Consider the following 25,179-nt stretch of genomic DNA (forward strand, 5'->3'; position numbering starts at 1 on the left):
CGTCCGCCCCATCACGCGCAGCCTTCCGCCGCGAGGTCAAAGCCAAACACTGGATCGATCGATGCGGATCGCGCATCGATCAGCCGCGCAGGCTCACGCGGGCGGCATCTCCGCCACGATCGAGACCAGCTGGGCGATGAGCGGGTCGTCCGCGTCGCGCCGCCATGCGAGGAGGAGTTCCACGGGGCGCGGCGCCGGCAGGACGAGGGGGCGGAACACCACGCCCTCGAAGCGCAGGCGCTCGGCGGCGGCCGGCACTAGGGCGATGCCGAGCGCCGCGCGGACGAGGGCCAGGATCGAGTGGATCTGCGTGAGCTGCTGGACCATCGGCGGCTGGATCTCGGCCTCCGCGATGAGGCCGAGGACGAGGTCGTGGAAGTAGCGCGCCTCGTTGGGCGCGTAGCCGATGAGCGGCTCGCGCCCGAGATCGACGGGGGTGAGCCCGTCGCGCAGGGCCAGGGGGTTCCCGGCCGGCAGGGCCACCACCAGGGGCTCGGCGAGCGCCCGGACGGCGATCAGGTCCGGATGCGTCACCGGCGGGCGCACCAGCGCGGCGTCGATCCGGCCGGCGAGGAGTTCCTCGATCTGGTCCTTGCTGACCATCTCGCGCAGCGCGAGCGTCACGTCCGGCAGCGCCCGCCGGAACGCGGTGACGAGGCGCGGCAGGAAGTCGTAGGCCGAGGCCGCCGTGAAGCCGAACTTGAGGACGCCCGCCCGCCCCGCCGCCACCTGCCGGGTGACGTGGGTCGCGGTTTCGGCGAGCCGCAGGATGCGCTGGGCCTCGGGCAGGAAGCTGCGGCCGGCGGCGGTCAGCCGGACGGTGCGGCTGGTACGCTCCAGGAGCTGCACGTCGAGAACGCGCTCCAGGACCTGGATCTGCCGCGACAGCGGCGGCTGCGTCATGTTCAGCCGGGCGGCCGCACGCCCGAAATGCAGCTCCTCCGCCACGGCGGCGAAGCACCGGAGCTGGCTGAAGTCGAACATGAAGGCCCCCTCTCCCGGACCGCGGCGCGGTCCGGGGAGCATAATGCCTTCAGCGGTCACGTTCAGAGGGCCGCCCTCATCCAATTAGGTGAGGCGGCGGCCTTCGGGCCCCGCCGGCCTACGGGGTTACCTCGTGCCCGGCGTAGTCGATCCGGCCGTCCGGCCCCTTGGTCCACTCGTAGATGACGTAGTCGGGCCGGGTGATGTCGCCCTTCTTGTCGTAGGCGATGGGTCCGACCACCGTGTCGACCGGCTTGCCCTGGTGCAGCCAGTCGGCCAGCTTCTTGCCATCGCTGGAGCCCGTCTCGGCCATCGCCTTCGCCAGGACCTGCACGGCCGCGTAGGCGTAGAGCGTGTAGGCCTCGGGATCGATGCCCCGGGCGTTGAACGCCGCCACCACGCCCCTGGCGTTCGGGTTCTTGCGGGCGTCCGGCGCGAAGGTCATCAGGGTCCCCGCCGCGCCCGGGCCGGCGATCTGGACAAATTCCTTGTCGGGGATGGCGTCGCCGCTCATCATGCGGGCAGTCAGGCCCTGGTCGCGCATCTGCCGGATGATCAGCCCGGCCTCGGTGTGCACGCCACCGAAATAGACGACGTCGACGTTGGCGGACTTCATCTTGGAAACGAGCGCCGCGTAGTCCTTCTCGCCCGGGTTGATGCCCTCGAACAGCACCTCCTTGCCACCCTTGGCCCTGAACGCCTTCAGGGTCTCGTCGGCCAGCCCCTTGCCGTAGGGCGTCTTGTCGTGGACGAAGGCGATCTTCTTGCCCGGGAAGTGCGCGGCCAGGTAGCTGCCCGCCACCGCGCCCTGCTGGTCGTCGCGGCTGCAGGTGCGGAACGTGTTCCACATCCCGCGCTCGGTGAACTTCACGCTCGTGGAGGCCGGCGTGACCTGGATGATGCCGGCATCGAGGTAGACGTCGGAGGCCGGGATCGTGACGCCGGAATTGTAGTCGCCGACGACCATCTTCACGCCGTCGCTGGCGAACTTGTTGGCCACCGAGACGCCCTGCTTCGGGTCGGAGGCGTCGTCGCCGACCGTGACGGTCAGCGTCATGCCCTTGAGGGTGCCGGCCTTGTTGAGGTCCTCGACCGCCTGGCTCGCGCCGTTCCGGATCTGGGCGCCGAAGGCCGCGTTCGGCCCGGTCATGGGCGCGGCGACACCGATCTTCACCGGCGCGCCGCCCTCCTGACCTTGCGCCGCGGTCATGAACAGTAGCCCGGCCAAGCCGGCCATCAGTAATTGCGTCATCTCTCCCCCAAGATGTGGCCGGTCAGATCGCCGACGAACGCTGCATTCGGACAGACAAAAGCGGATCGCCGCGCGTCGCGTCGCAGATCACGAGGCGTGATCCTGTCGCTCACCTTCACCAGGGTCAAGGTTTCCGGGGCGGCCCCGGTTGTTCACCGACGCGGGCGCGCCGCTCGGCCGGCGGCTCCGCGAGGACCCGCCAGGCCGGGATGGCGTCAATGATGCATCGGGCCGGCGCATCCGCAGCAACCCGCCGTGACCGATGGCCGCCTTCTGTCCCCGCCGCGCCCCCAGCCCCAGCCGACCGAGCCCGCGTCCGGGACGCGGCTGATGGGGCCGCGCGGGAACGAGGATCGTGACGAGGAGCGTGACGAAGTCCGGGACGCGTCGGTGGACTGGGCCGAGCGCCGCCGGATCGCCGAGCAGGGCCGGGGCGACCGGGCGTGGTCGCTCTGGGGGCCCTATCTCAGCGAGCGGCAATGGGGGACCGTGCGGGAGGATTACAGCCCCTGCGGCAACGCCTGGGCCGCCCTGACGCACGAGGACGCCCGCTCGCGCGCCTATCGCTGGGGCGAGGACGGGCTGGCGGGGATCTGCGACGAGCGCGGCGGCCTCTGCCTGGCCCTCGCCCTCTGGAACGGGCGCGACCGCATCCTCAAGGAGCGGCTGTTCGGCCTGACCAATCAGGAGGGCAACCACGGCGAGGACGTGAAGGAGGTCTACCACTACCTCGACGCGGTCCCGAGCCACGCCTACCTGAAGATGCTCTACCGCTACCCGCAGGCGGCCTTTCCCTACGCGGACCTCGTCGCCGAGAACCTGCGGCGCGGGAGGGAGCAGCCCGAGTACGAGATCGAGGAGACGGGCGTCTTCGACGGGGACCGGTTCTTCGACGTCACCGTGGAGTACGCCAAGGCCGACGCCGACGACATCCACGCGGTGATCACCGCGCTGAACCGGGGGCCCGAGCCCGCCGACCTCCACCTCGTCCCGCAGCTCTGGTTCCGCAACACGTGGTCCTGGGAGGCCGGCCAGGCCGGGCAGGCACGCCCGCGGATCGCCCGCGCGCCCGACGGGGGCGCGATCTGCACCCACGAAAGGCTCGGGCCGTACCGGCTCGCCTTCGACGGGGCGCCGGACCTCCTGTTCTGCGAGAACGACACCAACCTGCGGCTGCACGGCGGGCAGCCGGACGCCGCCGGGCCGTTCAAGGACGGCCTCCACGCGGCGATCGTCGACGGCGATCCCGCTTCGGTGCGGCGGGACGCGGGCACCAAGCTCGGCCTGCACTACGCGCTGCGGCTGGGGCCCGGGGAGACCGTCCGGATCCGCCTGCGGCTGTCGGCGGGCCTGCGCGCCCGGGCCGTCGACGACGGGTCCCTGGTGCGGCGCCGGGTGGCCGAGGCGGACGCGTTCTACGAGGAATTGCAGGACGGCATCGCGAGCCCGGATTCCCGCGCCATCTTCCGCCAGGCCGCCGCCGGCCTGATCTGGTCAAAGCAGCTCTACCGCTACGACGTGCGGCGCTGGCTGGAGGGCGACCCGCTCCAGCCAGCGCCCCCACGGGGGCGCGCGGGCGGCCGCAACGGCCAGTGGCGCCATTTCGCGGCGGCCGACGTGCTGTCGATGCCCGACACCTGGGAATATCCCTGGTTCGCCGCCTGGGACCTCGCCTTCCACTGCCTGCCGCTGGCCCTGCTGGACCCGGACTTCGCCAAGAAGCAGCTCCTGCTGCTCACCCGCGAATGGTACATGCACCCGAACGGCCAGCTCCCGGCCTACGAGTGGGAGTTCGGCGACGCCAACCCGCCGGTCCATGCCTGGGCCACCTACCGGGTGTTCGAGATCGACCGGGACCGGCGGGGCGGCCGCGGCGACCTCGCCTTCCTGGAAGGGGTGTTCCACAAGCTCCTGATCAACTTCTCCTGGTGGGTGAACCGCAAGGACGCGCAGGGGCGCAACGTCTTCCAGGGGGGCTTCCTGGGGCTCGACAATGTCGGCGTGTTCGACCGGTCGCGCCCGCCGCCGGGCTTCGGGGTGGTGCACCAGGCCGACGGCACCGCCTGGATGGCGATGTACGCGCTCAACATGATGCGCATCGCCCTGGAGCTCGCCCTCCACAACGACGTCTACGAGAGCACCGCCTCCAAGTTCTTCGAGCATTTCCTGCTCATCGCCGAGGCCATGACCGACATGGGCGGGTCAGGTGGGGACGGGCAGGGCTTCGGCCTGTGGGACGAGATCGACGCGTTCTACTACGACGAGGTCGACATCCCCGGCGGCGGGATGCTGCCGCTGCGGGTCCGCTCCATGGTCGGTCTGGTCCCGCTCTTCGCCGTCGAGGTGATCGAGCCCTCCGTGCTCCAGCGGCTGCCGGACTTCGCCCGGCGCCTGAACTGGGTGCTGGAGAACCGGCCACACCTCGCCCGGCTGGTCTCCCGCTGGACCGAGGGCGGCGTGAAGGACCGCAAGCTGCTGTCGCTGCTGCGCGGCCACCGGATGAAGGCGCTGCTGCGCCGCATGCTCGACGAGGCCGAGTTCCTCTCGCCCTACGGCGTGCGCTCCCTGTCGAAGGTGCACCGCGACGCGCCCTACGTGCTCAACGAGCTCGGCGCCTCCTTCACGGTCCGGTACGACCCGGCCGATTCCACCTCGAACATGTTCGGCGGCAACTCGAACTGGCGCGGCCCGGTGTGGATGCCGATGAACTACCTCATCGTCGAGGCGCTGCGGCGCTTCCACACCTATTACGGCGACGACTTCCGGGTGGAGTACCCGACGGGCTCGGGCGCGATGCTGACACTCAGCGCCATCGCGGACGCCCTCGAGGACCGTCTGATCGCCCTGTTCGCCAAGGACGAGACCGGCCGCCGGCCGACCTTCGGAACCCGGCCGCCGATCGCCCCGGCGCCGGGCGCCGAGGAGCCGCTGCTGTTCCACGAGTTCTTCGACGGCGATACCGGCCGGGGGCTCGGCGCCGCGCACCAGACCGGCTGGACGGCCCTCATCATCAACCTGCTGCGCGACCGGGCGCGCGCGCGATAGGCGCGCCCGGCCGGGAACCGGCCGATCCGGTCAGCAGCTCAGCCGCCGCCCCTCGCGGCGCCCGAACACTTTGTAGTGGGCGGCGCCCGATTCCATCTGGCCGTTGGCCACGGCGCGGCGGACATCCGGGTTGCAACGCAGGTACTCGCGCTCGTCGAACCCGTAATTGGCGCGCCCCCGATAGTCGTCCCGATCGCGGTAGCCGCGGTCGCGGTACTCGTAGTCGCCACGATCCCGATAGCCGCGGCCGCCGTAATCGTCGTAGTCGGGGCGCGGCTGCGCGGAGACCGGGCCGACCACGCTCAGGATCCCGAGGCTCACCGCGGCCGCTGCCAGAATCGCCTTCATTGTACCAATCCTCCCATTCGGTGCCTTGAAACGCATAGCGGGACGGATGGTTCGATCCTCCCGGACGTGGCGGCACGCGTCGCGGCGCGTGCCGAGACGCCGTCATGCCGTCGGCCCCGTCGATCGGGTGGTGATCCATCCTCTACCGGGCGTGGGGATCCGGATGCGGGCTCGCTGCCCGTCGCAGCCGACCGCCACCCAACCGGATAGCAATCTGATTCCTCTACTGTCGCAACATTATGAAATAGAACACCCTTTAATCAAACGTCTCCGCGCGATTATTGAATATATTTTGATGTATTTTGAACTTTCAAAATTCTAATGTGCGGATGACGTGTTGAGAATCATTTGTCCGAATGCTAGCCGACCGCCGGATCAAATCCCGATACGGCCGAATCGATGCTTCCAAAATCCTCTCTCCGCGCCGAACGCCGTCGCCGGATCAACGCACCCCTTTCGATCCTCCGGGCCGCGTGTGCGACCGTCTCGCTTTCGGCGCTGAGTTCCGGTGCGGCGGCGCAGACGTCCGGCGCTGGGCCGGATGCGCCGTCCCGGACCGAGCCGACGCAGCTCGGCGAATCCCAGCGCGCACGGAACGCCCCGGTTCTTGGATCCCGGACTCCCCGCGCCCGCGAACCCGGAGGTCTGTCGGCAGCGCAGGTGGTCGAATTTGAGGAACTCTCGGTGGAAGTACCGGGCGGCGCATCGAACTCGCGGCCGCCGCCCACCGGCACGATCGGCCAGCCGCCGGCTCCCTTCGCCGGCGGCCAGGTCGCGAGCGGTGGGCGGGTCGGGTTCCTGGGTAGCCGGAGCGTGTTCGACACGCCGTTCACGCAGGCCAACTACACGGCGGAGCTGATCCGCAACCAGCAGGCGCAGACGGTGGGCGATGTTCTGGCGAACAATCCCGCCATCCTCCCGGCGCAGCCTCCGTTTACGACGCAGCAGAACATCCTGGTGCGCGGCTTCTGGGTGAACGCGCGGGACTACGCATTCGACGGCCTGTACGGGATCACCTCCCCCTATCAGCCCGCGGTCGAGGGGATCGAGCGAGTCGAGGTCCTGACCGGCCCAGGGGCCTTCCTGTACGGCTTCCCGCCCTCCGGAAGCGCGGTTGGCGTGGTCAACCTTGTCCCAAAGCGGGCACCCGAGCCGCCCCTGACCCGCGTCACGACGCAGTATCTGTCCACCGGCAATGTCGGCGGCGCATTCGATATCGGCCGGCGCTACGGTGACGGCAACGCCGTTGGTGTCCGGATCAACGGTGCCTACCGGGATGGGGCGACGCCGATCGATCACCAGAGGCAGGGCTTCGGCGTCCTGGCGCTCGGCCTCGATTATCGCGGCGCGGACCTTCGGCTCAGCCTCGATGCCGGCTACCAGCACATCGATATGGACGCGGCGAGCTACGGCTTCGCGGTCCTCCCGGGCGTGCCGATCCCGAGAGCGCCGAGGCTCACGCGCAACGTGCAGCAGCCGTGGGAGCGTAGCGACATCGACCAGGGTTTCGGGGTCGTGCGCGCGGAATACGACATCACGCCGGACGCGACGCTGTTCGGCGCCGTCGGCGGCTCGCTCTCGCAGCGCGATTTCTTCGCCTCGAACCCCACGATCACGAGCCGATCCGGGGCCGTCCTGCAGACGCTGGGGACCATCTCCGCCGAGAATCGGCAATGGACGGGCGAGACCGGCCTGCGGGCCCGCCTCCAGACGGGACCGATCGACCACGCGGTTGCGGTCGTTGCCACGCATTACGAAGGCCAGGAGCCGTTCTTCAGGACCGCCAGTGCGCAGATCCGGACATGGCTCGACGCGCCGATCACCGTCCCGCGCCCGAACCGGCCGACCGCATCCCCGGAGGTGACGACCCTGTCGCGCTACGACGGCCTCGCGGTAACCGAGACCGCCTCCGTGCTCGACGGGCGGATTCAGCTCACAGCCGGAGGGCGCTTCCAGGAAATCCAGCGGGACTACATGCGGCCGGACGGCGGCTTCCAGTCGCGTTACGACAAGTCGGCGGCGACACCGCTCGCCGCGCTGATCGTCAAGCCCTGGGAGCGGCTTTCCCTCTACGCCAGCTGCGCGGAAGGCTTCGGCTTCGGGCCGACTCCGCCCATCAACGCCCGCAACGCCGGGGCGGCGCTGCCGCCGGTCAGGACCCGTCAGGTGGAGACGGGCGCCAAGCTCGATCTCGACCCGGTCGGGATCACCCTCGCAGTCTTCGAGATTCGGCAGCCCTTCGGCATCCTCGATCCCAGGACCCTGAACTTCGCCCTGAACGGCGAACAGCGCAATCGCGGCATCGATCTCGACGTCTTCGGGGCGCCCGCCGAGGGCCTACGGGTGCTGGCCGGCCTGACGCTCCTCGACGGGCGTCTGGCTCGGACGGCGGCCGGCGGGTACGACGGGCGGGTCGCGCCGGGCGCACCCGCCGCACAGATCAGCCTCGGCGGCGAGGTGGATCTGCCCGCCTGGCTTCTGAGAGATCTCACCCTGACGGGGCGTATGATCTACACGTCGGCCCAGTTCTACGATCAGGCAAACACGCAGCGGCTTCCGGACTGGGCGCGGCTCGATCTCGGGATCCGCTACCGCTTCGCGGCGCATGGAACGCCGCTCACGGCGCGGTTCAACGTCGAGAACGCGGCCGGCACGCGGTACTGGGCTTCGGCAGGGTCAGGAATCCTGAGTTCCGGCTCGCCCCGGACATTCCGCGCCTCGCTCACCGCCGATTTCTGAGGACTGGGCCGGGGTTATGGCCACATCGGCACCCGGGAGCCCGTTACGAATGGGCTCCCGATGCGGATCACCCTCACATGCGGTGCATCATCTCACGACGCATCATCCGGTGACGCATCTCACGGCGCATCATGTGCCGCTCCATCCGATGGCGCATCATCCGGCGCTCCATGCGACGCCGCATCATGTGGCGCTCCATCGGGTCCATCTGGACGGTCGAAACCATGTCGGCGGGCGCCGACACGCCGGTGCGGGGGCCGATCGGCGCGGCGGAAGCCGGCATCGCGACAGCGCCGCCGAGGACCGCCAGCAGGGCGGCGGTGATGATCGTTGAACGCACAGGAGGTTTCCTCTCTATCGCTGCCCGGGGAGAAGGGCAGGCGCTTCCCACGGGCTCGCGGCCGGATCGGGTCCACCCGAAGCCCGCCCAGGAAGGCACGGGCTGCCCGGATGGTTCCCCGGATCGCGCGTCGCGTCGTTCGCGCCGCCGGGCGAGCGATGTCGCCGGACCGGGCTTTCGGCGAACGAGGCCGGAGACAGACGCGCCGGGCGCAGATGATGCAAGACTGCATCACCGGCCATGAAATCCACGACGTTCCGGTCGGCGCACAACGGATTCCTAAAGCAATCGTCATGGCAGGATTTGTGATTCCATTGGCTCGACGAACGCCGATGCCAATCGTGCTCTTCTTCATCGGGAGATGAAATTTGATATCTGCACCCCCGATCACGGCAATGCAAAAGTAAGACGCCAAGAGTCTTGGCTTCAGAATCAGATTGTGATGCCTTATCGCCATCGATGCAACGGAATGGATCGCGCGGGATCGTCGAACAACATCAGATCATCCTCCGGTAATCGTCAAAACGATGGAGAAGATGACTGGTGATACTGATATTCCGTGCGACTGGGGGGTCTATGCATCGAATCTCGGGCTCTGGGCTAATTCTCATTCTCCTTTCGCAGACGGCGATGGCGGCGGACCTTCCGCGTAGGGCCCTTCCGGCGCCCCCGATCGTGCCGCCGGTCTTTTCCTGGACCGGCGCGCATGCCGGCCTGTTCGCGGGGTACGGCGCCCTGGATCGCGCCACGCAGTTCGTCTGCACGGGTCCGGGCGGACAGCCTGGCGCCCGGTACTGCCCGGTCATTCCCGCGAAGCGGGCCTCGGACGGCAGCTTCATCGGCGGCGGCGAGGTCGGCTACGACTGGCACTTGGATTCCGGGTTCGTCGCCGGCGCAGCCGCGGATTACCAGGTCACCCGGCTGTGGGGCTACGATCGCCAGGCGGGCACCTTTCCGGCCGCAAGCGGCGGCTTCTATCGCCGCAGCGTCGCCCATTCCGGCCAGAGGCTGGACGACCTCGCCACGATCCGCGGCAGGGTCGGCTTCGCCGTCGACCGCACCCTCGTCTACGCCACGGGCGGGCTGGCCGCGGGCAACGTCCGGACCGACAACAATCTGTCGTTGGCCGGCTTCCCGCTGTTCGACGGCCGTCGCGGCGAGGGGCGCCTCGGCTACGTGGCCGGCGCCGGCATCGAGCACGCCTTCAGCGAGCACCTCTCCGCCAAGGTCGAGGGTCTCTACTACGATCTCGGGTCCCGGGCGGTTCTCCCGGCCCCGTCCTCTCCGGTGCTGACCGGCTATCACGCCGGCACCCGGATCGCGACGGACGGCTTCCTGACCCGCGTCGGCCTCAACTATCGGTTCGGAGCCGGGCTGCCCAGCCTGCCGCCGGTGGCATCGGCCGGCCCGGCCACCTGGGATTTCGAGGGCGGCCTGCGCTACGTCTTCGGTTCCGGGCGCGCGCGCGAGAGGCTCGGCGATCCCGATGCGCCCGGGCAGCTCAATTCCCGCCTGACCTACAACAACAGCCAGGCCCATGCCGGCGAGAGCTTCGCCCGGCTCGAGCACAACCCGACCGGCCTGTTCGCCAAGGGATTCCTGGGAACGGGCGGCGTCACGGGCGGTCGCCTCGCCGACGAGGACTTCCCGCCCGCCCTGCGCCGCTATTCCAAGACGCTGTCGCCGATCAAGGACGGGGACATCAGCAACGGCGTGATCGATGTCGGCTACGACGTGCTGCGCCGGGACGGGTTCAAGCTCGGGGGCTTCCTCGGCTACCAGTACGCCTCCGAGCTGTATAACGGGTTCGGCTGCCGTCAGGTGGCGGGTGGGGCGCCCTGCGCCCGACCGTACCCGACCAGCATGAAGACGCTCGGCGAGAACATGCAGTGGAACGCGCTGCGCGTCGGCGTGATCGGCGAGGCGCGGTTCGACCGGGTCCGGCTGAGCCTGGAGGGCGCCTATCTGCCGGTCGTGAGCTTGAGCGGCGTCGACCGGCACTGGCTGCGGCCCGCCATCAATCCGGGACCGGAAGGGGGTCACGGCGACGGCTACTTCCTGGAGGGGATCATCGCGTATGATCTCACGCCATCCGTCAGCGTCGGCGTCGGCGCCCGCTACTGGCAGCTTCAGGCCGACAAGGCGCATACGACGGCCTTCCCGTTCTCGCCGCCCAGTCCGATGAAGTTCGAGACCGGCCGCTACGCCGGTTTCGCACAGCTCTCCTACCGCTTGGCCGATTTCGGCTTCGGCGAAGCGGCGAGCCCGGAGGCCCTGATCCGAAAGGATTGATCCCGCATCCGGCCCACGCCCGAGAGAGGCCGCTCCGTCGCGGCGGGCGATGGGCCGGACCGCGCCGAACCGGCGGACCGTGCCGACACGGCAGTGCCGGCACCGCGATGCGAGCCCTTCGCTACCGGCACCGCGATGCGGGCCCTTGTCCCGCCCGCCATTCGAAGCCGTCGCGCCGATGCCGCGGGCCCGTTCAGCGCAGCCGCGAGCCTCAAGGGCCGGCCGCGGCCAAGCCGTCAGCATCGAGGCTCCCAGCATCTACGACCGACCCCGCCCGGACGAGAGATCCGGCATGATGCGGCGAGCCACGGCCGGATCCGCAAGGAACAGACGCGGAGCGGCCGGAATGCAGCCCGCATTACCCCGCCGCGCGCTTCCCGCCCCGCGGCCGGGCCGGATTCCCGACGACGGTCGCGCCGGGCGGGACGTCGCGCGTCACCACGCTGCCCGCCCCGATGATCGCGTCGTCGCCGATCCTCACCCCGGGAAGGATGATGGCGCCGCTGCCGATCCAGACATTGGCGCCGATCACCACCGGACGGCCGAATTCCAGCATCTGCCGGCGCTGAGCCGGGTCGCGCGGATGGTCGGGCGTCAGGATCTGCACGGCCGTGCCGATCTGCGTCATGTCGCCGATGGTGACCGACACCACGTCGAGGATCGAGCACCCGAAGTTCAGGAACACGCCGCGTCCCAGGCTGATGTTGTAGCCGTAGTCGCAGTGGAAGGGCGGTCGGATGTTGCAGCCGTCGCCGACGCGGGCGAAGACCTCCGCCAGCAGAGCCTGCCGCTCGGGCTGGCTCCGCGTATGCGTGGCGTTATAGCGGTCCATCCATTCCGAGATGCGCCGGTTGTCGGCGGCCAGTTCCGGGTCGTCGGCGCAGTACAATTCGCCGGCCAGCATCTTCTGCTTCTGGGTCTTCATGATCTCTGTCTTCATGGCGAGGGTTCCCTCCGGCCTCGTCGGCCCGCGGCGGGACGGCGATCCCGCGCAGGCCGCCAGGACCGGCACCGCGCGAGCTCGCTATGCGTACATATGTACACATCAAGGCCGCGGGCGTCACGGCTCGGCTGCCGTGATCCCGGATTCGAGGAGATGCCCTTGCCCGCCGCCCAGCGCCGTTTCGACCCGGATCGCCGGGCGCGCATCATCCAGGCGACGCTCGACGTCATCGCCCAGCACGGCGTCGCCGGCACGACCCACCGCCGGGTCGCGGCGGCGGCCGACGTGCCGCTCGGCTCCATGACCTACCATTTCGACAGCCTGGACGCGCTGCTGACGGAGGCGTTCACCGGGCTGGCCGACACGGTCTCGGCGCGGTTCGCCGACCGCCTCGCCGCGGCCGCGACCTTCGACGAGGCCTGCGAGGCGGTGGTCGACCTCGTCGTGAGCGACGCCTGGGCGAGCCCGCGCACGATGCTGCTGAGCTACGAACTCTACGCCTTCGCGGCCCGAAACCCGCCGCTGCGCCGGGTCATGCAGGATTGGATGGCCAAGAGCCGGGCCGCCCTGGAGCGGCACTTCGCGCCGGAGACGGCCAAGGCCCTCGACGCGATGATCGAAGGCTTGACGATCCACCGCTCGGTCGACCCGCAGCCGGCGGATCGGGCGCAGGTGCGGGCGATCGTCGAACGGCTGGCGCGCTGAGGGGTCGGATCCCGGATCGGCGCCGACGGCATCGGCGAGGCCGGTGCGCGGTTCCGGCCGGGACGACCGTGCGGCTCAGCCCCTGAACCCGACCGTCGCGATGATCAGTCAGTCCCGCCGGGCGGGAAGGGCTTCGTCTCCGACAGCTGGCCGAAATCCGGCCGTCATCGCCCCGGGGCGGGATCGCCTCCGTGTGGGGGACGCGCCCCGGGGCGGGATCATCGAACCGGGATCTGAGCGGAGGACACCGCCGATCGCTGCGCCCGCTCTCCAGTTGCGCGGCCGGAGAGGCCGGTGCCGCGTGCGGGACCGGCCCAGGAACCGGATCCCGGGTTTTGCACGCCGAAATTTTCTTCTCCCGCGCCCGCGAAGGCCAGGGACAAGGATCCAGGCCGTCAGTCCCGCGCGGCGCCGGCGCGGCCGGAATCCGGGGCTGCAGGCCGTGCCCTGTCCTGGCGGATCGACGCAGCTGGATCCGCGGCTCCGCTCCGTGGCTCCGGTCCGACGAGGACAGGCGCCTCCGCTCCCGGCGTTCCAGAGAACAGGACCCGGGTTTTCGTGCCTTGGGGCGATGAAACTCCCAACGCCGCCACCCCGCCTGAATCCGGGGGCGGCGGTCTCCGACCCGGATCCCGTCACCGCCCCCGGCTGCGCGGCGGATGTCCCGGGCGTGACCCGGACGGCGCCCGGGCCGCGGGCCAAGGGGTGTCGCGCGGCGCGATCATGGCCCGAGCCCTTGCCTTGGCCGCCACGCTTGGCCGACCCTGAACCTGGCCGGCCGAGTCGCATCCGCGTCGAACCGGCCGGAGAGGGGGACATCTCATGACATCAGCCGGTCCGCACCGCCGCGCCGTCGCGCTGGCGGCCCTGGCCGCCCTGTTTCTCGGCGCGCACGGGCCCGGCACCGCCCGGGCCGCCGACAGGGCTGTGACCTTCGCCCACCAGGACATGGTGGTGCCGTTCCGGGCGCTGATGGAATCGGGCGCCGTCGAGAAGGCGACCGGCTACACGGTGCAGTGGCGCAAGTTCGGCGGCGGAGGCGACGTGATCCGCGCCATGGCCTCGGGCAGCGTCCAGATCGGCGAAGCGGGATCGAGCCCGATCGCGGCCGCCGCCTCGCAGGGGCTCGACATCCAGCTGTTCTGGATCCTCGACGAGATCGCCGATGCCGAGCAGCTCGTGGCCCGCGCCGGCAGCGGCGTGACGCGCGTGGCCGACCTGCGCGGCAAGACGATCGCGGTGCCGTTCGTGTCGACCGCGCATTACCAGCTGATCGCCGCCCTGGCGGAGGCCGGGCTGGGCCAGGCCGATGTCCGGATCCTCAACATGCGCCCGCCCGAGATCGCCGCCGCCTGGGAGCGCGGCGACATCGACGCGGCCTTCATCTGGGATCCGGTGCTCGCGCGGGTGAAGAAGTCCGGCACGGTGGTGGTCTCGGCCGGCGACCTCGCCCGCCGGGGCAAGGCGACCTTCGACGGCCTCGTGGTCGACCGGGCCTGGGCGGCGCAGAACCGGGACTTCCTGGTGACGCTCGTCCGGCTGATCGCCGCCCAGGACGCGGCCTACGCCGCCAAGCCCTGGACCACCGACGCCCCGGAGGTGGCCGCGGTGGCCCGGATCACCGGCTCGGCGCCCGCGGAGGTGCCGGCGAGTCTCGCGGCCTACCGGTTCCCGACCCTGGAAGCCCAGGCTTCCCCGGCCTGGCTCGGCGGCGGCGCCGCCAAGGCCCTGACCGAGACCGCCGCATTCCTGAAGGCGCAGGGGCGCGTGCAGGCGCTGGCGCCGGATTACGCCCGGTTCGTCACGACGGACTACGTGAACGCGGCCCGGAAATAGCCTGTCCCCGGACCGGAGGGCCCATGATCGAGATCCGCAACCTGAGCGTCCGCTACGGGGCGGGCGCCGACGCGGTCGCCGCGCTGTCGGGGATCGACCTGACCATCGGTCCCGGGGCGTTCGTGGTGGCGCTCGGCGCCTCGGGCTGCGGCAAGACCACCCTGCTCTCGGCGATCGCGGGGTTCCTGGCGCCCACCGAAGGCCGCGTCCTCCTCGACGGGGTGCCGGTCCGGGGACCGGGGGCCGAGCGGGGCGTGGTGTTCCAGCGCCACGCCCTGATGCCCTGGCTGGACGTGGCCGAGAACGTGGCCTTCGGTCCGAAGATGCGGGGCGTTCCCCGGCCGGAGCGCCGCCGCATCGCCAGCGCCATGCTCGACCTCGTCGGCCTGCCCGACTGCGCCGACCGCAAGATCTACGAACTCTCGGGCGGCATGCAGCAGCGGGTCGGCCTCGCCCGGGCGCTGGCCGGAGACCCGCGCGCCCTGCTGATGGACGAGCCGCTGGGTGCGCTGGACGCCTTCACCCGCGAGCAGATCCAGGAGCTGATCCTTCGGATCTGGCACCGGACCGGCAAGATGGCCTTCTTCATCACCCACGACGTCGAGGAGGCGGTGTTCCTCGCGACCCGGCTGGTGATCATGAGCCCGCGGCCCGGCCGCATCGTCGAGACGCTGGACCTGCCCTTCTCCCGGGCGTTCATCGAGGGCCGCGACGCGCGGGCGGTGAAGTCGGACCCCGCCTTCATCGCCGTGCGGGAGCGCGTGCTCGACCGCATCCGCCACGGCGCGCCCGCGCGGCCCGAGGCGGCCCGATGACCGGGTCGGACCGGCCGCCCCGCGCTGCGCCGTACGCGGCCTCGGACCCCGCAGCCTTTCCGCCGGCCCGCCGCGGGCGCCGCGGCGGCTTGATCCTGGTGCCGGCGATCAGCACCGCCACCGTCCTTTCGGCCCTCGGTCTGTGGGTGGTCGCCACCCGCGCCGGCTGGGTGAAGCCGCTGTTCCTGCCGCCGCCGGAGGCGGTCCTGTCGGCCTTCGCGCAGGCCTGGCGCGGGGCGGTCGACGGCGCCCCGCTCGGCATCCACATCCGCGACAGCCTCCTGCGCGTCCTCGGCGCCTTCGGGCTCGCCGCCCTCGTCGGGATCCCGATCGGGCTCGCCATGGGCACGAGCCGAATCGCCCGGGGCATCCTCGACCCGCCGATCGAGTTCTACCGGCCGCTGCCGCCGCTCGCCTACCTGCCGCTGATGATCATCTGGTTCGGGATCGGCGAGCTGTCGAAGGTGCTGCTGATCTTCCTCGCCTGCCTCGCCCCGGTGGCGCTCGCCGCGCGCGCGGGGGTGCGCTCCGCCTCGATCGACCAGATCAACGCGGCGCGGGCCCTGGGGGCGAGCCGCTGGCAGCTCCTGCGCCACGTGGTCTTCCCGGCGGCGCTGCCGGAGATCCTGATCGGCCTGCGGATCGGCATGGGCGTGGGCTGGACCACGCTGGTGGCCGCCGAGATGGTGGCGGCCCAGGCCGGGCTCGGCCAGCTCGTCCTCAACGCCTCCAACTTCCTGCGCACCGACGTGGTGCTGATGGGCATCCTGCTGATCGGCCTGTTCGCGGGCCTGTTCGAGCTCGGGATGCGGTGTCTGGAGCGCGCGCTGGTGCCCTGGAAGGGCCGGGCCTGAGCGACGGCCCGGGCTCGGAGGGGACGCAGACGCGGCAGCGGGGACGGGACACCCCGCGCGTATACTTGTAGACACAACAGTATCGTTTGCAGATCTCACCGGGAAACGGAGTATGTACGATCACCAACAGCGCGCTGCGGCGGCCGTGGTGGCGATGCGCTCGGGGATGCCTCGGATGGCCCACGCGGACGACGATGTGTCCGAGGCGGCGCGCGTCGCGGCGCTGGAAGCCTCCGGCGGCGTCGGCTTCTGGATGTGGGACGTCCTCCGGGACGAGGCGCGGGCCGATCCGGTGAGCGCCCTGCTGTTCAACATCAGCCCGGCCCGGTCGCGGGCCGGCGTCAGCCTCGCCGAGATCCTGAAGGCCGTCCATCCCGACGATCAGCCGCATATCGCGCAGGTCATCCTGGACTGCGTCCGGACCGGCGGCTCCTACACGGCGGAATACCGCGTCTGCTCGCCGGAGGGCCGGCTGCGGTGGCTGTTCACCCGCGGGCATTTCTACCTGGACCAGGACGGCCGGCCGACCACCGGCCGCGGGGTGATCGTCGAGATCTCCGACAGCAAGTCGGCCGGCACGGCCTTCGCGGAGCGCGACGGGGCGACGATCGACGACGCCCTCAGCCGGTCCGCCGATCTGTGCCTCTCGCTGCACGACACGGTCTCGCAGCTCGGCGACACCGCCCTGGTGGCGCTGAGCGAGACGCTGCTGGTCGAGATCGGCAGGCGCCTCGCGGCACGCCAGCGCAGCGAGGCCCTGCACTGACCGGGACGGGCGCTAGAGGTCGCGGATCTTCTGCTCGATGCGCGCGGCCTCCGCGTCGTCGATCTCCACCAGCTGGCCGGTATCGTTGGGCAGGCCGCCTCCCGTCTGCGCGATGGTCTCGTCGCGCGGGCGGTAGCTCGGCCCATCCGAGATCGGCGGCTCCTTCGACATCTCGCGATCCTGATCCATCTGCGCCTCCGGGCCCGTGACAGCGCCCCGGCCGGATGCCGGGCGCCCCTCACCCGACCAGAACCCCGCGAAGGCCCCCGGGGGTCCCGATCGGGAGCGGCGCTCACCCCGCGCCGCGCTGCTTCAGCCAGAGCCCGAATTCCTGCACCGACGCCTGCCCCTGCGCGGACCCGGGCCAGGGCCAAGCCTCCCGGCCGACCTCGACCGACAAGGCCCGCATCCGCGTCGAGCGCCTGCCGCATCGTCAAGCCCGCGCGACCGTGCGGCAGGTGCTCCGGGAGGAGGGCTTGCCTGAGCCGCCCCGCCGGGCCGGGCGGCTCCGCCCCCTGCGACCTTCCGACCGGAACTTGGCCGTGCGGGGCCTGAGTTTACGGGTTGAATGAGCCCCCGGGCTCGCAACCGCTACGAGGTGAACCCCATGACCATCGACGCCCGCGAGATCTACGTCACGGCCCTGAAGAACACCCATGCTGTGGAGATGCAGGCGCTGCAGATCATGGAGCGGCAGGTCGAGCGCCTGGAACGCTATCCCGAGATGGAGCAGGCCCTGCGCCGCCACATCGAGGAGACGCATGGCCAGCGCCAGCGCCTGGAGGAGGCGCTCCAGAGCCTGGGCGACAGCCCCTCGGCCCTCAAGGAGGGGTTCTTGGGCTTCGTCGGCAACATGATGGCGCTCGGCCATACGCCGGCCCAGGACGAGATCCTGAAGAACACCTACGCCAACCACGCCTTCGAGAATTTCGAGATCGCCGCCTACGAATCGCTGCTCACAATCGGCGACGCCGTCGGCCAGCAGGGCCATCGGACCGATTTCGAGCAGTCGCTGAAGGAGGAGCAGGCCATGGCGGAGGCGGTGCGCAAGCTGATCCGCCCGACCACAGAGCGGTACCTCTCCCTGACCCTGTCCGGCGCGAAGGCCGACCGCTGAGGTCTCGCCGTCCCCGCCCCCGAAGCGGGGCGGGGACGGACGCCTTCACCCCCAGGAACAACGCCGCCCCGGCCTGATTGCGCGAACATGAACACTGAAAGCGGTCGACCGACGGAGGGCCACCGGCCGGAGGCGCCGTCCCCCGGAGGAAGCCTGGGGGAGGGATGCGTCCATCTCTGCGTGGACATGCAGCGCATGTTCGCCGAGCCCACGGACTGGCAGACCCCGTGGATGAACCGGGTCCTGCCGCAGGTGTGCCGCCTCGCGGCGGCGCACCCCGAGCGGACCATCTTCACCCGCTTCATCCCGGCCGCCCGGCCGGGAGAGGGCCGCGGCACCTGGTCGAGCTACTCGCAGCGCTGGGCCACGATGACGCGGGAGCGCCTCGCCCCGGAGATGATCGACCTCGTCCCGGACCTCGCCCGGCTGGCTCCGGACGCGGAGGTCGTCGACAAGACCGTCTACTCGCCCTGGCTCGAGACCGATCTCGACGCACGCCTGCGGGCGCGGGACGTCGATACGCTGATCGTCACCGGCGCCGAGACGGATGTCTGCGTGCTGGCCGCCGTGCTCGGCGGGGTCGATCTCGGCTACCGGATCGTGCTGGCCACCGACGCCCTGTGCAGCTCCTGCGACGAGGCGCACGACGCCCTCCTGCTGATGTACCGGATGCGCTACGGCCACCAGGTCGAGACGATGACGACCGCCGAGATCCTCGATCGCTGGCACTGAACCCGCCGGCAGGCTGCCGGTCACGACCGAACATCCCGCTGTAATAGCCAAGCTCAGGCGAGAACTGCCCGGATCGTCCGCGACCCTCCCGGTTCACGAACACTCGATCCGTGCGCCCTCGCACGCGAAAAACAGTCGCGCCGCGCGAACCGGCGGCCTGCCTGACCGTTATGTTCCTGAACACGGTTCTGGAGGAAAGGTTATGGCCAAGCACGAGATCCTCGGCTACTTCGAGCACCGCCGCGACGGGGCCTGGGTCTGCGTGCGCCCTTTCACCCTGACCACGCGGGATGCGAGCGTCGATATCCGCCAGGGCATGCGCTTCGATTACGGCAAGCGGGTCGGGGGCGTCGATCTGGCCGAGTACCTCGAGCGGCTGGGCTCCCAGTTCGGATCCTGAGGCCCCGACGGCGGTGCCCTCAGGCCCGCCATCGCTGAATCTTTGAAGCGGCGCCGGGCGCGACCTCGGCGCCGCTTGTCGTCGTTCAGGCACCGCCCCACTGCATCGTCAGGCCGCCATCGACCACCAGGGTGTGGCCGGTGACGTAGGCCGCATCGTCCGACGCCAGATAGCAGATCGCCCGGGCGATCTCCTCCGGCTGGCCCGCCCGATGCCACGGGATCCGCTCCAGGGATTGGTCGAGAGCCTCCGGCTTCTCGAACCGGTCCGCGGTCATCGGCGTCTCGATCAGGCCCGGTGCGACATTGTTGACGTTGATCCGGTCCCCGGCGAGTTCCCGCGACAGGGAACGGCAGAGGGAGCCGAGCCCCGCCTTCGACATGCCGTAGGGCGCGCTCTCCGGGGTGGGCAGGTGCTGGGCGACCGAGGAGACGAACACGATCTTGCCGTTTCCGCCCTGCGCCCGGCGCATCTTGATGAAGGGGCGGGCGCAGAAAAGCGGCCCCATCAGGTTCACCCGTAGGATCCGCTCCAGCACCGCGTCGTCCATCTCCGCGACCGGCATGCCGCTCATGGCCTGTCCGGCATTGGCCACGAGGATGTCGAGGGTGCCGAACTCGCTGCCGATGCGGTCGAAGGCCGCCGTCACCGCCGCCGGATCGCCGACATCGAGCTGGAGCACCACGGCCCGGCGCCCCGCGGCCTCGATCCGCGCGGCAGTCTCGCGGATGCCGTCCGCGTCGCTGTGATAGGTGATCGCCACGTCGGCGCCTTCGCGGGCGAGCAGCTCCGCGGTCGCCTGTCCGATGCCGGAATCGGCGCCGGTGACCAGGACACGGGTGTCGGTGAAGCGCATCGCGGATCTCTCGCTGGCACCGCCATGGCGGTCGGATGCCGGGGCAATGGGTGCGGCCGAAGCCGGTTCCGGGCGCGCGCACCGGCCGCAGGGGAACCGGATCCGGGCTCGCGTCTTTGACGCGCCGCGGCCGCATGGCCTAGTGAGGAGGCATGTCCCTGGAAGAGACGACCCATCCGATCGCGGAGGAGTGCGCGCCCGACACGCGAAGCCGCATCCTGGCAACGGCGGACGCATATTTCCGGGAGATCGGCTACCAGAAGACGACCGTGGCCGACATCGCCCGGACGCTGAAGATGAGCCCGGCCAACGTGTACCGCTTCTTCGAGTCGAAGAAGGCGATCAACGAGGCGGTGCTGGAGCGGCTGATCGGCGAGAGCGAAGCGGTGATCGTCGGCATCGCCGACCGGCCGGGCCTCGACGCCACCGCGCGCCTCGTCGCGGCGATCGAGACCCTGCATCGTGACTGCACCCGGCGCTGCGAGACATTTCCCCGCCTGCACGAGATGATCGAGGCGGCCATGGCGGAGAGCTGGGACGTCTGCCGCCATCACGTGGCCCGGATCACCGCCGGGTTCGAGCGGATCATCCGCGACGGCGTGGCGCGGGGCGAGTTCGAGGCCGCCGATCCGGCCGAGGCGGCCGCCTGCATCCACGTCGCCATCGCCCGCTACACCCACCCGCTGCTGGTGGGCTGTTCCAGCCTTCAGCCGGTGCCACCGGTCGCGGCGATGTCGGCGTTCCTGCTGCGGAGCCTCGCCCCGCGGAGGTCTCTGTCGTAGCGCAACCGGTAGCAGTCCGGGGCCGTCGACGGCAGGAACGCTGTCGCCTCGGACGACCCGCGCCCCCAATCCCGCTCCGGGGCGCGGCCACGGTCGTCATTCCGGGACTGCGGAGCACGGCCCGGAATCCGGAATCACGCCGCCGGTCCCGACGGAGCCGGGTCCCGATCAAGCTCGGCGCTCCTTCGACGCGGTCTACTCGGAGGCCGGCCCCGCGTCCGGCGCCGGCTCGGAGGCGCTGGGCTGCGGGCCGTCATAGCCCTCGATGACCAGGATCTCGGCCTCGACGCCGCCGCGCTGCTTGGCTTTCGCGTCCTGGTAGAGATCGGACTTCCAGCAGGCGAGGGCGTCGGCGTAGCTCGGGAATTCGATCACCACGTTGCGGGAGCGGGCTGGACCCATCACCGCCTCGTGGGCGCCGCCGCGCACGAGGAAGCGACCGCCGAACTTGGCGAAGGCGGCGCCGTTGGCCGCCACGTAGTCCTTGTAGGCCTCCGCGTCGCGGACATCGACCCGTGCGATCCAGTAGCCCTTCGTCATGCTGCGTCTCCTGTCCTGCGGGACGATTTGCCTTGCGGAGCGCAAGTGGATCCGATCCGCGCGAAGGCAATCCCGGTCCGGATCAGGTGAGGTCCGCCACGATCGCCTGCGTCACGGCGCGCGGGTCGGCGGCGCCGGTGATCGGGCGCCCGACCACCACGTGGTCGATCCCGGCCCGGCGCGCATCGCCCGGTGACATGACCCGCTTCTGGTCACCGGCCTCGGCGCCCGCCGGGCGGATGCCCGGGGTGACGATCAGCCGGTCCGGACCGACGATGCGCCGGACCGAACCCGCCTCTGCGGCCGAGCAGACGAGGCCGTCGATGCCGATCTCGGCCGCCTGGGCGGCGCGCTTGGCGACGAGCTCCGCCACCGGCAGGCCGTAGCCGGCCTCCGCGGCGTCGGCATCGTCGTAGGAGGTCAGCACCGTCACGGCGAGGATCTTCAGACCCGCGCCGCGGCCGCGGAAAGCTGCCCGCATGGTCTGCGGGTAGGCGTGGACGGTGAGGAACGTGGCACCCGAGCCCGAGGCCGAGCGCACGCCCTCCTCGACGGTGTTGCCGATGTCGTGGAGCTTCAGGTCGAGGAAGACCTTGAGGCCGCGGGCGGCCAGCCGCTCGGCGAGCGCGAGGCCGCCCGCGTAACCCAGCTGGTAGCCGATCTTGTAGAAGGTCGCGGCGTCGCCGATCCGGTCGATCAGCGCCTCGGCCGCCGGCACGCTCGGGAGGTCGAGGGCTACGATCAGGCGGTCGCGGGGGTCGGCAATCTCGGTCATCGGGGCGTCCTTCGGGGTCGCGGCAGCGATTCCGCGGAACGCCTGCGAGGTCAATGCCGGCACGGCCACTCACCCCGCCATCACCCGCCCGACCTCAGCCCGCAGCACCGGCAGCAGCTCCGCCTCGAACCAGGGCTCGCGCTTGAGCCAGCCGTTGTTCCGCCAGGACGGATGGGGCAGGGGCAGGACAAGGGGGCGGCGCGGCTCGGACAGGATCTCGCGCCAGCGCCGCACCGTGCCGGTGAGGCCGCCCTCCATCTTTCCCAGATGCCAACCCTGCGCGTACTGGCCGATCACCAGGATCAGTTCGAGGGCGGGCAGGCCGGCGAACAGCTCCGCCCGCCAGCGCTCGGCGCATTCCCGGCGGGGCGGCCGGTCGCCGCCCTTGGCGTCGAGCCCGGGGAAGCACGACCCCATCGGCACGATGGCAACCCGGGCGGCATCGTAGAACCGCGCTTCGTCGAGGCCGAGCCAGGACCGCAGCCGCACGCCCGAGGGATCGGTGAAGGGCTGGCCCGTGCGGTGCGCGCGCGTTCCTGGCGCCTGGCTGGCGATGCACAGGCGGGCCGTGGCCGAGCCCTGCACGATCGGCCGGGGCTCCTGGGGCAGGGGCGGGCCGAAGAGCGGGCTGTCCCGGCAGAGGCGGCAGGCGCGCAGGCGCGCGGCGGTGTCGTCGAAGGCCGGCATGGCCCGGACATGCCGCATCGGCGCGCAAAAAAGAAACGGCGCGGTGTCGCGCCGCGCCGTCGTCAGTCGGGTCTCTTGCCTTGGGGGGAAGGCCCCCCTTTCCTACGCCGATCCCGACCGGCGGAACGTGCGTTTCCTCACGCGCCCTTCATGCCGGAGAGGTCGAGGGGCAGCGAGCGCAGGCGCCGGCCGGTGGCGGCGAAGACCGCGTTGGCGATCGACGGCCCGAGCACGGGCACGCCCGGCTCGCCGATCCCGGTGGGCGCCATCTGGCTCGGCACGATGTGGACCTCGACCTTCGGCATCTCGCTCATCCGGGTCGGCTCGTAGGCGTCGAAATTGTGCTCCTGCACCTGCCCGTCCTTGAGGGTGATGCGGTTCCGGAGCACCGCCGACAGGGCGAAGCCGACCGCGCCCTCGACCTGCGCGCGGATCACGTCCGGGTTGACCGGCACGCCGACATCCACCGCCGCCACGATCCGGTTCACGCGGATCGCGGCGTCGTGCGCGGTCACGTCGGCCACCATGGCGACGTAGGAGCCGAAGGATTCGTGCACCGCGACCCCGAGGCCGCGACCCGGATCCTGCGGCTTGGCGCTCCAGCCGGCCTTCTCGGCGGCGAGCTTGAGCACGCCGGACAGCCGCGGCGCCTGGGTCAGGAGGGAGAGCCGGTAGGCCACCGGGTCGACATTGGCGGCATGGGCCAGCTCGTCGATCATCACCTCCATCACGTGCGCCGTGTGGGTGTGGCCGACCGAGCGCCACCACAGGACCGGCACGCCTTCGCGCCCGTTATGGACGCCGAACCGATAGGCCGGCAGCGCGTAGGGCGTGTCGGAGGCGCCCTCCACGGTGGTGGAATCGATCCCGTTCTTGACGATCATCGCCTCGAAGGGCGAGCCGATCATGATCGACTTGCCGACCATGACGTGGTCCCAGCCGACCACCGCGCCCTTGCCGTCGATGCCGGCCCGGACCTTGTGCAGCACGGTCGGGCGATAATAGCCGCCGGCCATGTCGTCCTCGCGGGTCCAGACGAGGTGCAGGGGGGCCTTCTCGCCGGACGCCTTGAAGACGGCGGCCGCCTCCGCGAGGTAGTCGGCGGTGGGGGTCGCCCGGCGGCCGAAGGAGCCGCCGGCCCAGTTGCTGTGCAGCCGGACCCGGTCGGGCGTCACCCCGAGGATCGCCGCCATGGTCGCCTGCTCCACGGTCTGGAACTGGAAGCCCGCATAGACGTCGTAGCCGCCGTCGGCCGCCCGCTCGATCGTGGCGTTGAGCGGCTCCATCGCCGCGTGGGCGAGGTAGGGGAAGGTGAACTCGGCCTCGACGACCTTGGCGGCGCCTTTGAGCGCCGCCTGCGGGTCGCCGCGCTCGGACGCGGTGAGGCCGGGGCCCTTGGCCCGCTCCCGGTACTCGGCCAGGATCGCGTCGGACGAGCGGGTCTCGGCGGTGCTGTCGTCCCAGGCGACCGTGAGCGCCGCGCGGCCCTTCATGGCCGACCACGTGTCGCGGGCGATCACCGCCACGCCGGTCGGCACCTGCACCACGTCGAGCACGCCCGCGACCGTGCGGGCGGCGGCGGCGTCGAAGCCCTTCACGGTGGCGCCGAAGCGCGGCGCGCGGGCCACCACGGCCGTGACCTGGTTCGGGCGACGGATGTCGAGGGAGTAGACCGCCGTGCCGTTGGTCTTGGCGACCGAATCGAGGCGCGGGATCGTCTGGCCGATCAGCCGCCACTCGCTCGGATCCTTGAGCCGCGGCTCGGAGGGCACCGGCAGCGAGGCGGCCGAGGCGGCGAGCTCCCCGAACCGGGCCTGCCGGCCGGACGGGCCGTGGCGCACGATGTTGTCGGCGACCGTGATCTCGGAGACCGGCACCTTCCAGCGGAAGGCGGCCTCGGCCATCAGCATCTCGCGGGCGGCCGCGCCCGCCTTGCGCAGCTGGAACCAGGAATTGGCCACCGCGGTCGAGCCGCCGGTGCCCTGGATCGGGCCCATCAGGGTGTTGTTGTAGAGCGTCGCGTCCGCGGGGGCGAACTCGGTGCGGACCTTGGACCAGTCGGCGCCGAGTTCGTCGGCCAGGATGGTGGCCAGCCCGGTCGTGTTCCCCTGGCCCATGTCGAGGTGCTTGATCACCACCGTCACGGTGTCGTCCGCGCCGATCCGCACGAAGGCGTTGGGCTGCGCCTTGACGTCGGCGAGGTTCGGGCCGGGCGCGGCGCGGGCGGATTTCGGGTCGAGCCGGAACGCGACCACGAGGGCGCCGGCGCCCGCGAGCAGGCCGCGGCGGCTGGGCCGGGCGGGGAGGGGATTCGGTCGACGGGCGTTCAGCATGGCGGCGAGGCTCCGGTCGGGACCGCGGGGCAGGGCGG

At 70.9% G+C, this 25,179-nt stretch carries 23 protein-coding genes; 12 read left to right on the plus strand and 11 right to left on the minus strand.

The window, feature by feature from the left end; all coding sequences use genetic code 11:
- Positions 1-93: 93 nt before the first annotated feature.
- Both BLT59_RS02580 and BLT59_RS02585 read right to left on the minus strand, forming a co-directional pair.
- Complete coding sequence (locus BLT59_RS02580) at positions 94-984, minus strand: LysR family transcriptional regulator (protein WP_091776161.1); 891 nt, start codon at positions 982-984, stop codon at positions 94-96.
- A gap of 118 nt (positions 985-1,102) precedes the next feature.
- Positions 1,103-2,236 carry a branched-chain amino acid ABC transporter substrate-binding protein gene (locus BLT59_RS02585; RefSeq protein ID WP_091776164.1) on the minus strand — a complete coding sequence of 378 codons (1,134 nt, stop codon included), beginning with the start codon at positions 2,234-2,236 and terminating at the stop codon, positions 1,103-1,105.
- Positions 2,237-2,566: 330 nt separating this feature from the next.
- On the opposite strand from BLT59_RS02585, the gene BLT59_RS02590 reads away from it, so the two are divergent.
- Complete coding sequence (locus tag BLT59_RS02590; protein WP_244513794.1) at positions 2,567-5,281, plus strand: MGH1-like glycoside hydrolase domain-containing protein; 2,715 nt, start codon at positions 2,567-2,569, stop codon at positions 5,279-5,281.
- A 30-nt stretch (positions 5,282-5,311) separates the two neighbouring features.
- Here the strand turns inward: BLT59_RS02590 and BLT59_RS02595 are convergent, their stop codons facing one another.
- The gene (locus BLT59_RS02595; protein WP_091776167.1) at positions 5,312-5,629 is read right to left on the minus strand and encodes a hypothetical protein; all 318 of its coding nucleotides are present in this window, start codon (positions 5,627-5,629) and stop codon (positions 5,312-5,314) included.
- A 660-nt stretch (positions 5,630-6,289) separates the two neighbouring features.
- Here BLT59_RS02595 and BLT59_RS02600 point away from each other — a divergent pair.
- Positions 6,290-8,368 (plus strand): TonB-dependent receptor, encoded by a 2,079-nt coding sequence (locus tag BLT59_RS02600; protein ID WP_244513795.1) that lies wholly within the window; start codon positions 6,290-6,292, stop codon positions 8,366-8,368.
- A 73-nt stretch (positions 8,369-8,441) separates the two neighbouring features.
- On the opposite strand, the gene BLT59_RS02605 is transcribed toward BLT59_RS02600, so the two are convergent.
- The gene (locus BLT59_RS02605; protein WP_175543908.1) at positions 8,442-8,708 is read right to left on the minus strand and encodes a hypothetical protein; all 267 of its coding nucleotides are present in this window, start codon (positions 8,706-8,708) and stop codon (positions 8,442-8,444) included.
- Positions 8,709-9,338: 630 nt separating this feature from the next.
- On the opposite strand from BLT59_RS02605, the gene BLT59_RS02610 reads away from it, so the two are divergent.
- Complete coding sequence (locus BLT59_RS02610; protein ID WP_244513796.1) at positions 9,339-11,000, plus strand: outer membrane beta-barrel protein; 1,662 nt, start codon at positions 9,339-9,341, stop codon at positions 10,998-11,000.
- Between the two features lie 358 nt (positions 11,001-11,358).
- Here BLT59_RS02610 and BLT59_RS02615 read toward each other — a convergent pair whose 3' ends face one another.
- On the minus strand, positions 11,359-11,940 hold the full coding sequence (locus BLT59_RS02615; RefSeq protein WP_280141023.1) for a sugar O-acetyltransferase: 582 nt from the start codon (positions 11,938-11,940) through the stop codon (positions 11,359-11,361).
- A 156-nt stretch (positions 11,941-12,096) separates the two neighbouring features.
- Between BLT59_RS02615 and BLT59_RS02620 the strand changes: the two genes are divergently transcribed.
- The 5 genes from BLT59_RS02620 to BLT59_RS02640 all read left to right on the plus strand — a co-directional run bounded on the left by BLT59_RS02620 (position 12,097) and on the right by BLT59_RS02640 (position 16,919).
- Complete coding sequence (locus BLT59_RS02620) at positions 12,097-12,648, plus strand: TetR/AcrR family transcriptional regulator (RefSeq protein WP_244513797.1); 552 nt, start codon at positions 12,097-12,099, stop codon at positions 12,646-12,648.
- Positions 12,649-13,470: 822 nt separating this feature from the next.
- Positions 13,471-14,484, plus strand: coding sequence for a taurine ABC transporter substrate-binding protein (gene tauA, locus BLT59_RS02625; protein ID WP_091776176.1), 1,014 nt, complete (start codon positions 13,471-13,473; stop codon positions 14,482-14,484).
- Positions 14,485-14,507: 23 nt separating this feature from the next.
- Positions 14,508-15,299: a taurine ABC transporter ATP-binding protein gene (locus BLT59_RS02630; RefSeq protein WP_091776178.1), complete on the plus strand. Its 792-nt coding sequence runs from the start codon at positions 14,508-14,510 to the stop codon at positions 15,297-15,299.
- Entirely contained in the window at positions 15,296-16,153 is an 858-nt protein-coding gene (locus tag BLT59_RS02635; protein ID WP_091776180.1) for an ABC transporter permease subunit, read from the plus strand. The genes BLT59_RS02630 and BLT59_RS02635 overlap by 4 nt, the downstream gene beginning before the upstream one ends.
- A gap of 112 nt (positions 16,154-16,265) precedes the next feature.
- Complete coding sequence (locus tag BLT59_RS02640; RefSeq protein ID WP_244513798.1) at positions 16,266-16,919, plus strand: PAS domain-containing protein; 654 nt, start codon at positions 16,266-16,268, stop codon at positions 16,917-16,919.
- A 12-nt stretch (positions 16,920-16,931) separates the two neighbouring features.
- Here the strand turns inward: BLT59_RS02640 and BLT59_RS31105 are convergent, their stop codons facing one another.
- Positions 16,932-17,108: a hypothetical protein gene (locus BLT59_RS31105; RefSeq protein ID WP_175543910.1), complete on the minus strand. Its 177-nt coding sequence runs from the start codon at positions 17,106-17,108 to the stop codon at positions 16,932-16,934.
- A 418-nt stretch (positions 17,109-17,526) separates the two neighbouring features.
- On the opposite strand from BLT59_RS31105, the gene BLT59_RS02645 reads away from it, so the two are divergent.
- The 3 genes from BLT59_RS02645 to BLT59_RS02655 all read left to right on the plus strand — a co-directional run bounded on the left by BLT59_RS02645 (position 17,527) and on the right by BLT59_RS02655 (position 19,168).
- Complete coding sequence (locus BLT59_RS02645) at positions 17,527-18,036, plus strand: ferritin-like domain-containing protein (protein ID WP_091776550.1); 510 nt, start codon at positions 17,527-17,529, stop codon at positions 18,034-18,036.
- Positions 18,037-18,123: 87 nt separating this feature from the next.
- On the plus strand, positions 18,124-18,768 hold the full coding sequence (locus tag BLT59_RS02650; protein WP_280141024.1) for a cysteine hydrolase family protein: 645 nt from the start codon (positions 18,124-18,126) through the stop codon (positions 18,766-18,768).
- A gap of 202 nt (positions 18,769-18,970) precedes the next feature.
- Complete coding sequence (locus BLT59_RS02655; protein ID WP_012318739.1) at positions 18,971-19,168, plus strand: hypothetical protein; 198 nt, start codon at positions 18,971-18,973, stop codon at positions 19,166-19,168.
- A gap of 85 nt (positions 19,169-19,253) precedes the next feature.
- On the opposite strand, the gene BLT59_RS02660 is transcribed toward BLT59_RS02655, so the two are convergent.
- Positions 19,254-20,024, minus strand: coding sequence for an SDR family NAD(P)-dependent oxidoreductase (locus tag BLT59_RS02660; RefSeq protein ID WP_091776182.1), 771 nt, complete (start codon positions 20,022-20,024; stop codon positions 19,254-19,256).
- 152 nt (positions 20,025-20,176) lie between these two features.
- Between BLT59_RS02660 and BLT59_RS02665 the strand changes: the two genes are divergently transcribed.
- On the plus strand, positions 20,177-20,806 hold the full coding sequence (locus BLT59_RS02665; protein ID WP_091776184.1) for a TetR/AcrR family transcriptional regulator: 630 nt from the start codon (positions 20,177-20,179) through the stop codon (positions 20,804-20,806).
- A 195-nt stretch (positions 20,807-21,001) separates the two neighbouring features.
- Here BLT59_RS02665 and BLT59_RS02670 read toward each other — a convergent pair whose 3' ends face one another.
- The 4 genes from BLT59_RS02670 to BLT59_RS02685 all read right to left on the minus strand — a co-directional run bounded on the left by BLT59_RS02670 (position 21,002) and on the right by BLT59_RS02685 (position 25,141).
- Positions 21,002-21,346 (minus strand): DUF1330 domain-containing protein, encoded by a 345-nt coding sequence (locus BLT59_RS02670; protein WP_091776187.1) that lies wholly within the window; start codon positions 21,344-21,346, stop codon positions 21,002-21,004.
- A gap of 82 nt (positions 21,347-21,428) precedes the next feature.
- Entirely contained in the window at positions 21,429-22,121 is a 693-nt protein-coding gene (gene pyrF, locus BLT59_RS02675) for an orotidine-5'-phosphate decarboxylase (protein WP_091776553.1), read from the minus strand.
- 69 nt (positions 22,122-22,190) lie between these two features.
- Positions 22,191-22,808: a uracil-DNA glycosylase family protein gene (locus BLT59_RS02680; RefSeq protein ID WP_091776190.1), complete on the minus strand. Its 618-nt coding sequence runs from the start codon at positions 22,806-22,808 to the stop codon at positions 22,191-22,193.
- A gap of 137 nt (positions 22,809-22,945) precedes the next feature.
- Complete coding sequence (locus BLT59_RS02685; RefSeq protein WP_091776193.1) at positions 22,946-25,141, minus strand: xanthine dehydrogenase family protein molybdopterin-binding subunit; 2,196 nt, start codon at positions 25,139-25,141, stop codon at positions 22,946-22,948.
- Positions 25,142-25,179: the final 38 nt, after the last annotated feature.

The sequence above is a fragment of the Methylobacterium sp. UNC378MF genome (genome assembly GCF_900103195.1).
In the GTDB taxonomy this organism is placed as follows: Bacteria; Pseudomonadota; Alphaproteobacteria; order Rhizobiales; family Beijerinckiaceae; genus Methylobacterium.

What these genes read in the sequence shown, in the direction of transcription:
- BLT59_RS02580 (WP_091776161.1), bottom strand. Translation starts at nt 984, where the DNA reads ATGTTCGACTTCAGCCAGCTCCGGTGCTTCGCCGCCGTGGCGGAGGAG.
- BLT59_RS02585 (WP_091776164.1), bottom strand. Translation starts at nt 2,236, where the DNA reads ATGACGCAATTACTGATGGCCGGCTTGGCCGGGCTACTGTTCATGACC.
- BLT59_RS02590 (WP_244513794.1), top strand. Translation starts at nt 2,567, where the DNA reads ATGGGGCCGCGCGGGAACGAGGATCGTGACGAGGAGCGTGACGAAGTC.
- BLT59_RS02595 (WP_091776167.1), bottom strand. Translation starts at nt 5,629, where the DNA reads ATGAAGGCGATTCTGGCAGCGGCCGCGGTGAGCCTCGGGATCCTGAGC.
- BLT59_RS02610 (WP_244513796.1), top strand. Translation starts at nt 9,339, where the DNA reads ATGGCGGCGGACCTTCCGCGTAGGGCCCTTCCGGCGCCCCCGATCGTG.
- BLT59_RS02615 (WP_280141023.1), bottom strand. Translation starts at nt 11,940, where the DNA reads ATGAAGACAGAGATCATGAAGACCCAGAAGCAGAAGATGCTGGCCGGC.
- BLT59_RS02620 (WP_244513797.1), top strand. Translation starts at nt 12,097, where the DNA reads ATGCCCTTGCCCGCCGCCCAGCGCCGTTTCGACCCGGATCGCCGGGCG.
- tauA (WP_091776176.1), top strand. Translation starts at nt 13,471, where the DNA reads ATGACATCAGCCGGTCCGCACCGCCGCGCCGTCGCGCTGGCGGCCCTG.
- BLT59_RS02630 (WP_091776178.1), top strand. Translation starts at nt 14,508, where the DNA reads ATGATCGAGATCCGCAACCTGAGCGTCCGCTACGGGGCGGGCGCCGAC.
- BLT59_RS02635 (WP_091776180.1), top strand. Translation starts at nt 15,296, where the DNA reads ATGACCGGGTCGGACCGGCCGCCCCGCGCTGCGCCGTACGCGGCCTCG.
- BLT59_RS02640 (WP_244513798.1), top strand. Translation starts at nt 16,266, where the DNA reads ATGTACGATCACCAACAGCGCGCTGCGGCGGCCGTGGTGGCGATGCGC.
- BLT59_RS31105 (WP_175543910.1), bottom strand. Translation starts at nt 17,108, where the DNA reads ATGGATCAGGATCGCGAGATGTCGAAGGAGCCGCCGATCTCGGATGGG.
- BLT59_RS02645 (WP_091776550.1), top strand. Translation starts at nt 17,527, where the DNA reads ATGACCATCGACGCCCGCGAGATCTACGTCACGGCCCTGAAGAACACC.
- BLT59_RS02650 (WP_280141024.1), top strand. Translation starts at nt 18,124, where the DNA reads ATGAACACTGAAAGCGGTCGACCGACGGAGGGCCACCGGCCGGAGGCG.
- BLT59_RS02655 (WP_012318739.1), top strand. Translation starts at nt 18,971, where the DNA reads ATGGCCAAGCACGAGATCCTCGGCTACTTCGAGCACCGCCGCGACGGG.
- BLT59_RS02660 (WP_091776182.1), bottom strand. Translation starts at nt 20,024, where the DNA reads ATGCGCTTCACCGACACCCGTGTCCTGGTCACCGGCGCCGATTCCGGC.
- BLT59_RS02665 (WP_091776184.1), top strand. Translation starts at nt 20,177, where the DNA reads ATGTCCCTGGAAGAGACGACCCATCCGATCGCGGAGGAGTGCGCGCCC.
- BLT59_RS02670 (WP_091776187.1), bottom strand. Translation starts at nt 21,346, where the DNA reads ATGACGAAGGGCTACTGGATCGCACGGGTCGATGTCCGCGACGCGGAG.
- pyrF (WP_091776553.1), bottom strand. Translation starts at nt 22,121, where the DNA reads ATGACCGAGATTGCCGACCCCCGCGACCGCCTGATCGTAGCCCTCGAC.
- BLT59_RS02680 (WP_091776190.1), bottom strand. Translation starts at nt 22,808, where the DNA reads ATGCCGGCCTTCGACGACACCGCCGCGCGCCTGCGCGCCTGCCGCCTC.
- BLT59_RS02685 (WP_091776193.1), bottom strand. Translation starts at nt 25,141, where the DNA reads ATGCTGAACGCCCGTCGACCGAATCCCCTCCCCGCCCGGCCCAGCCGC.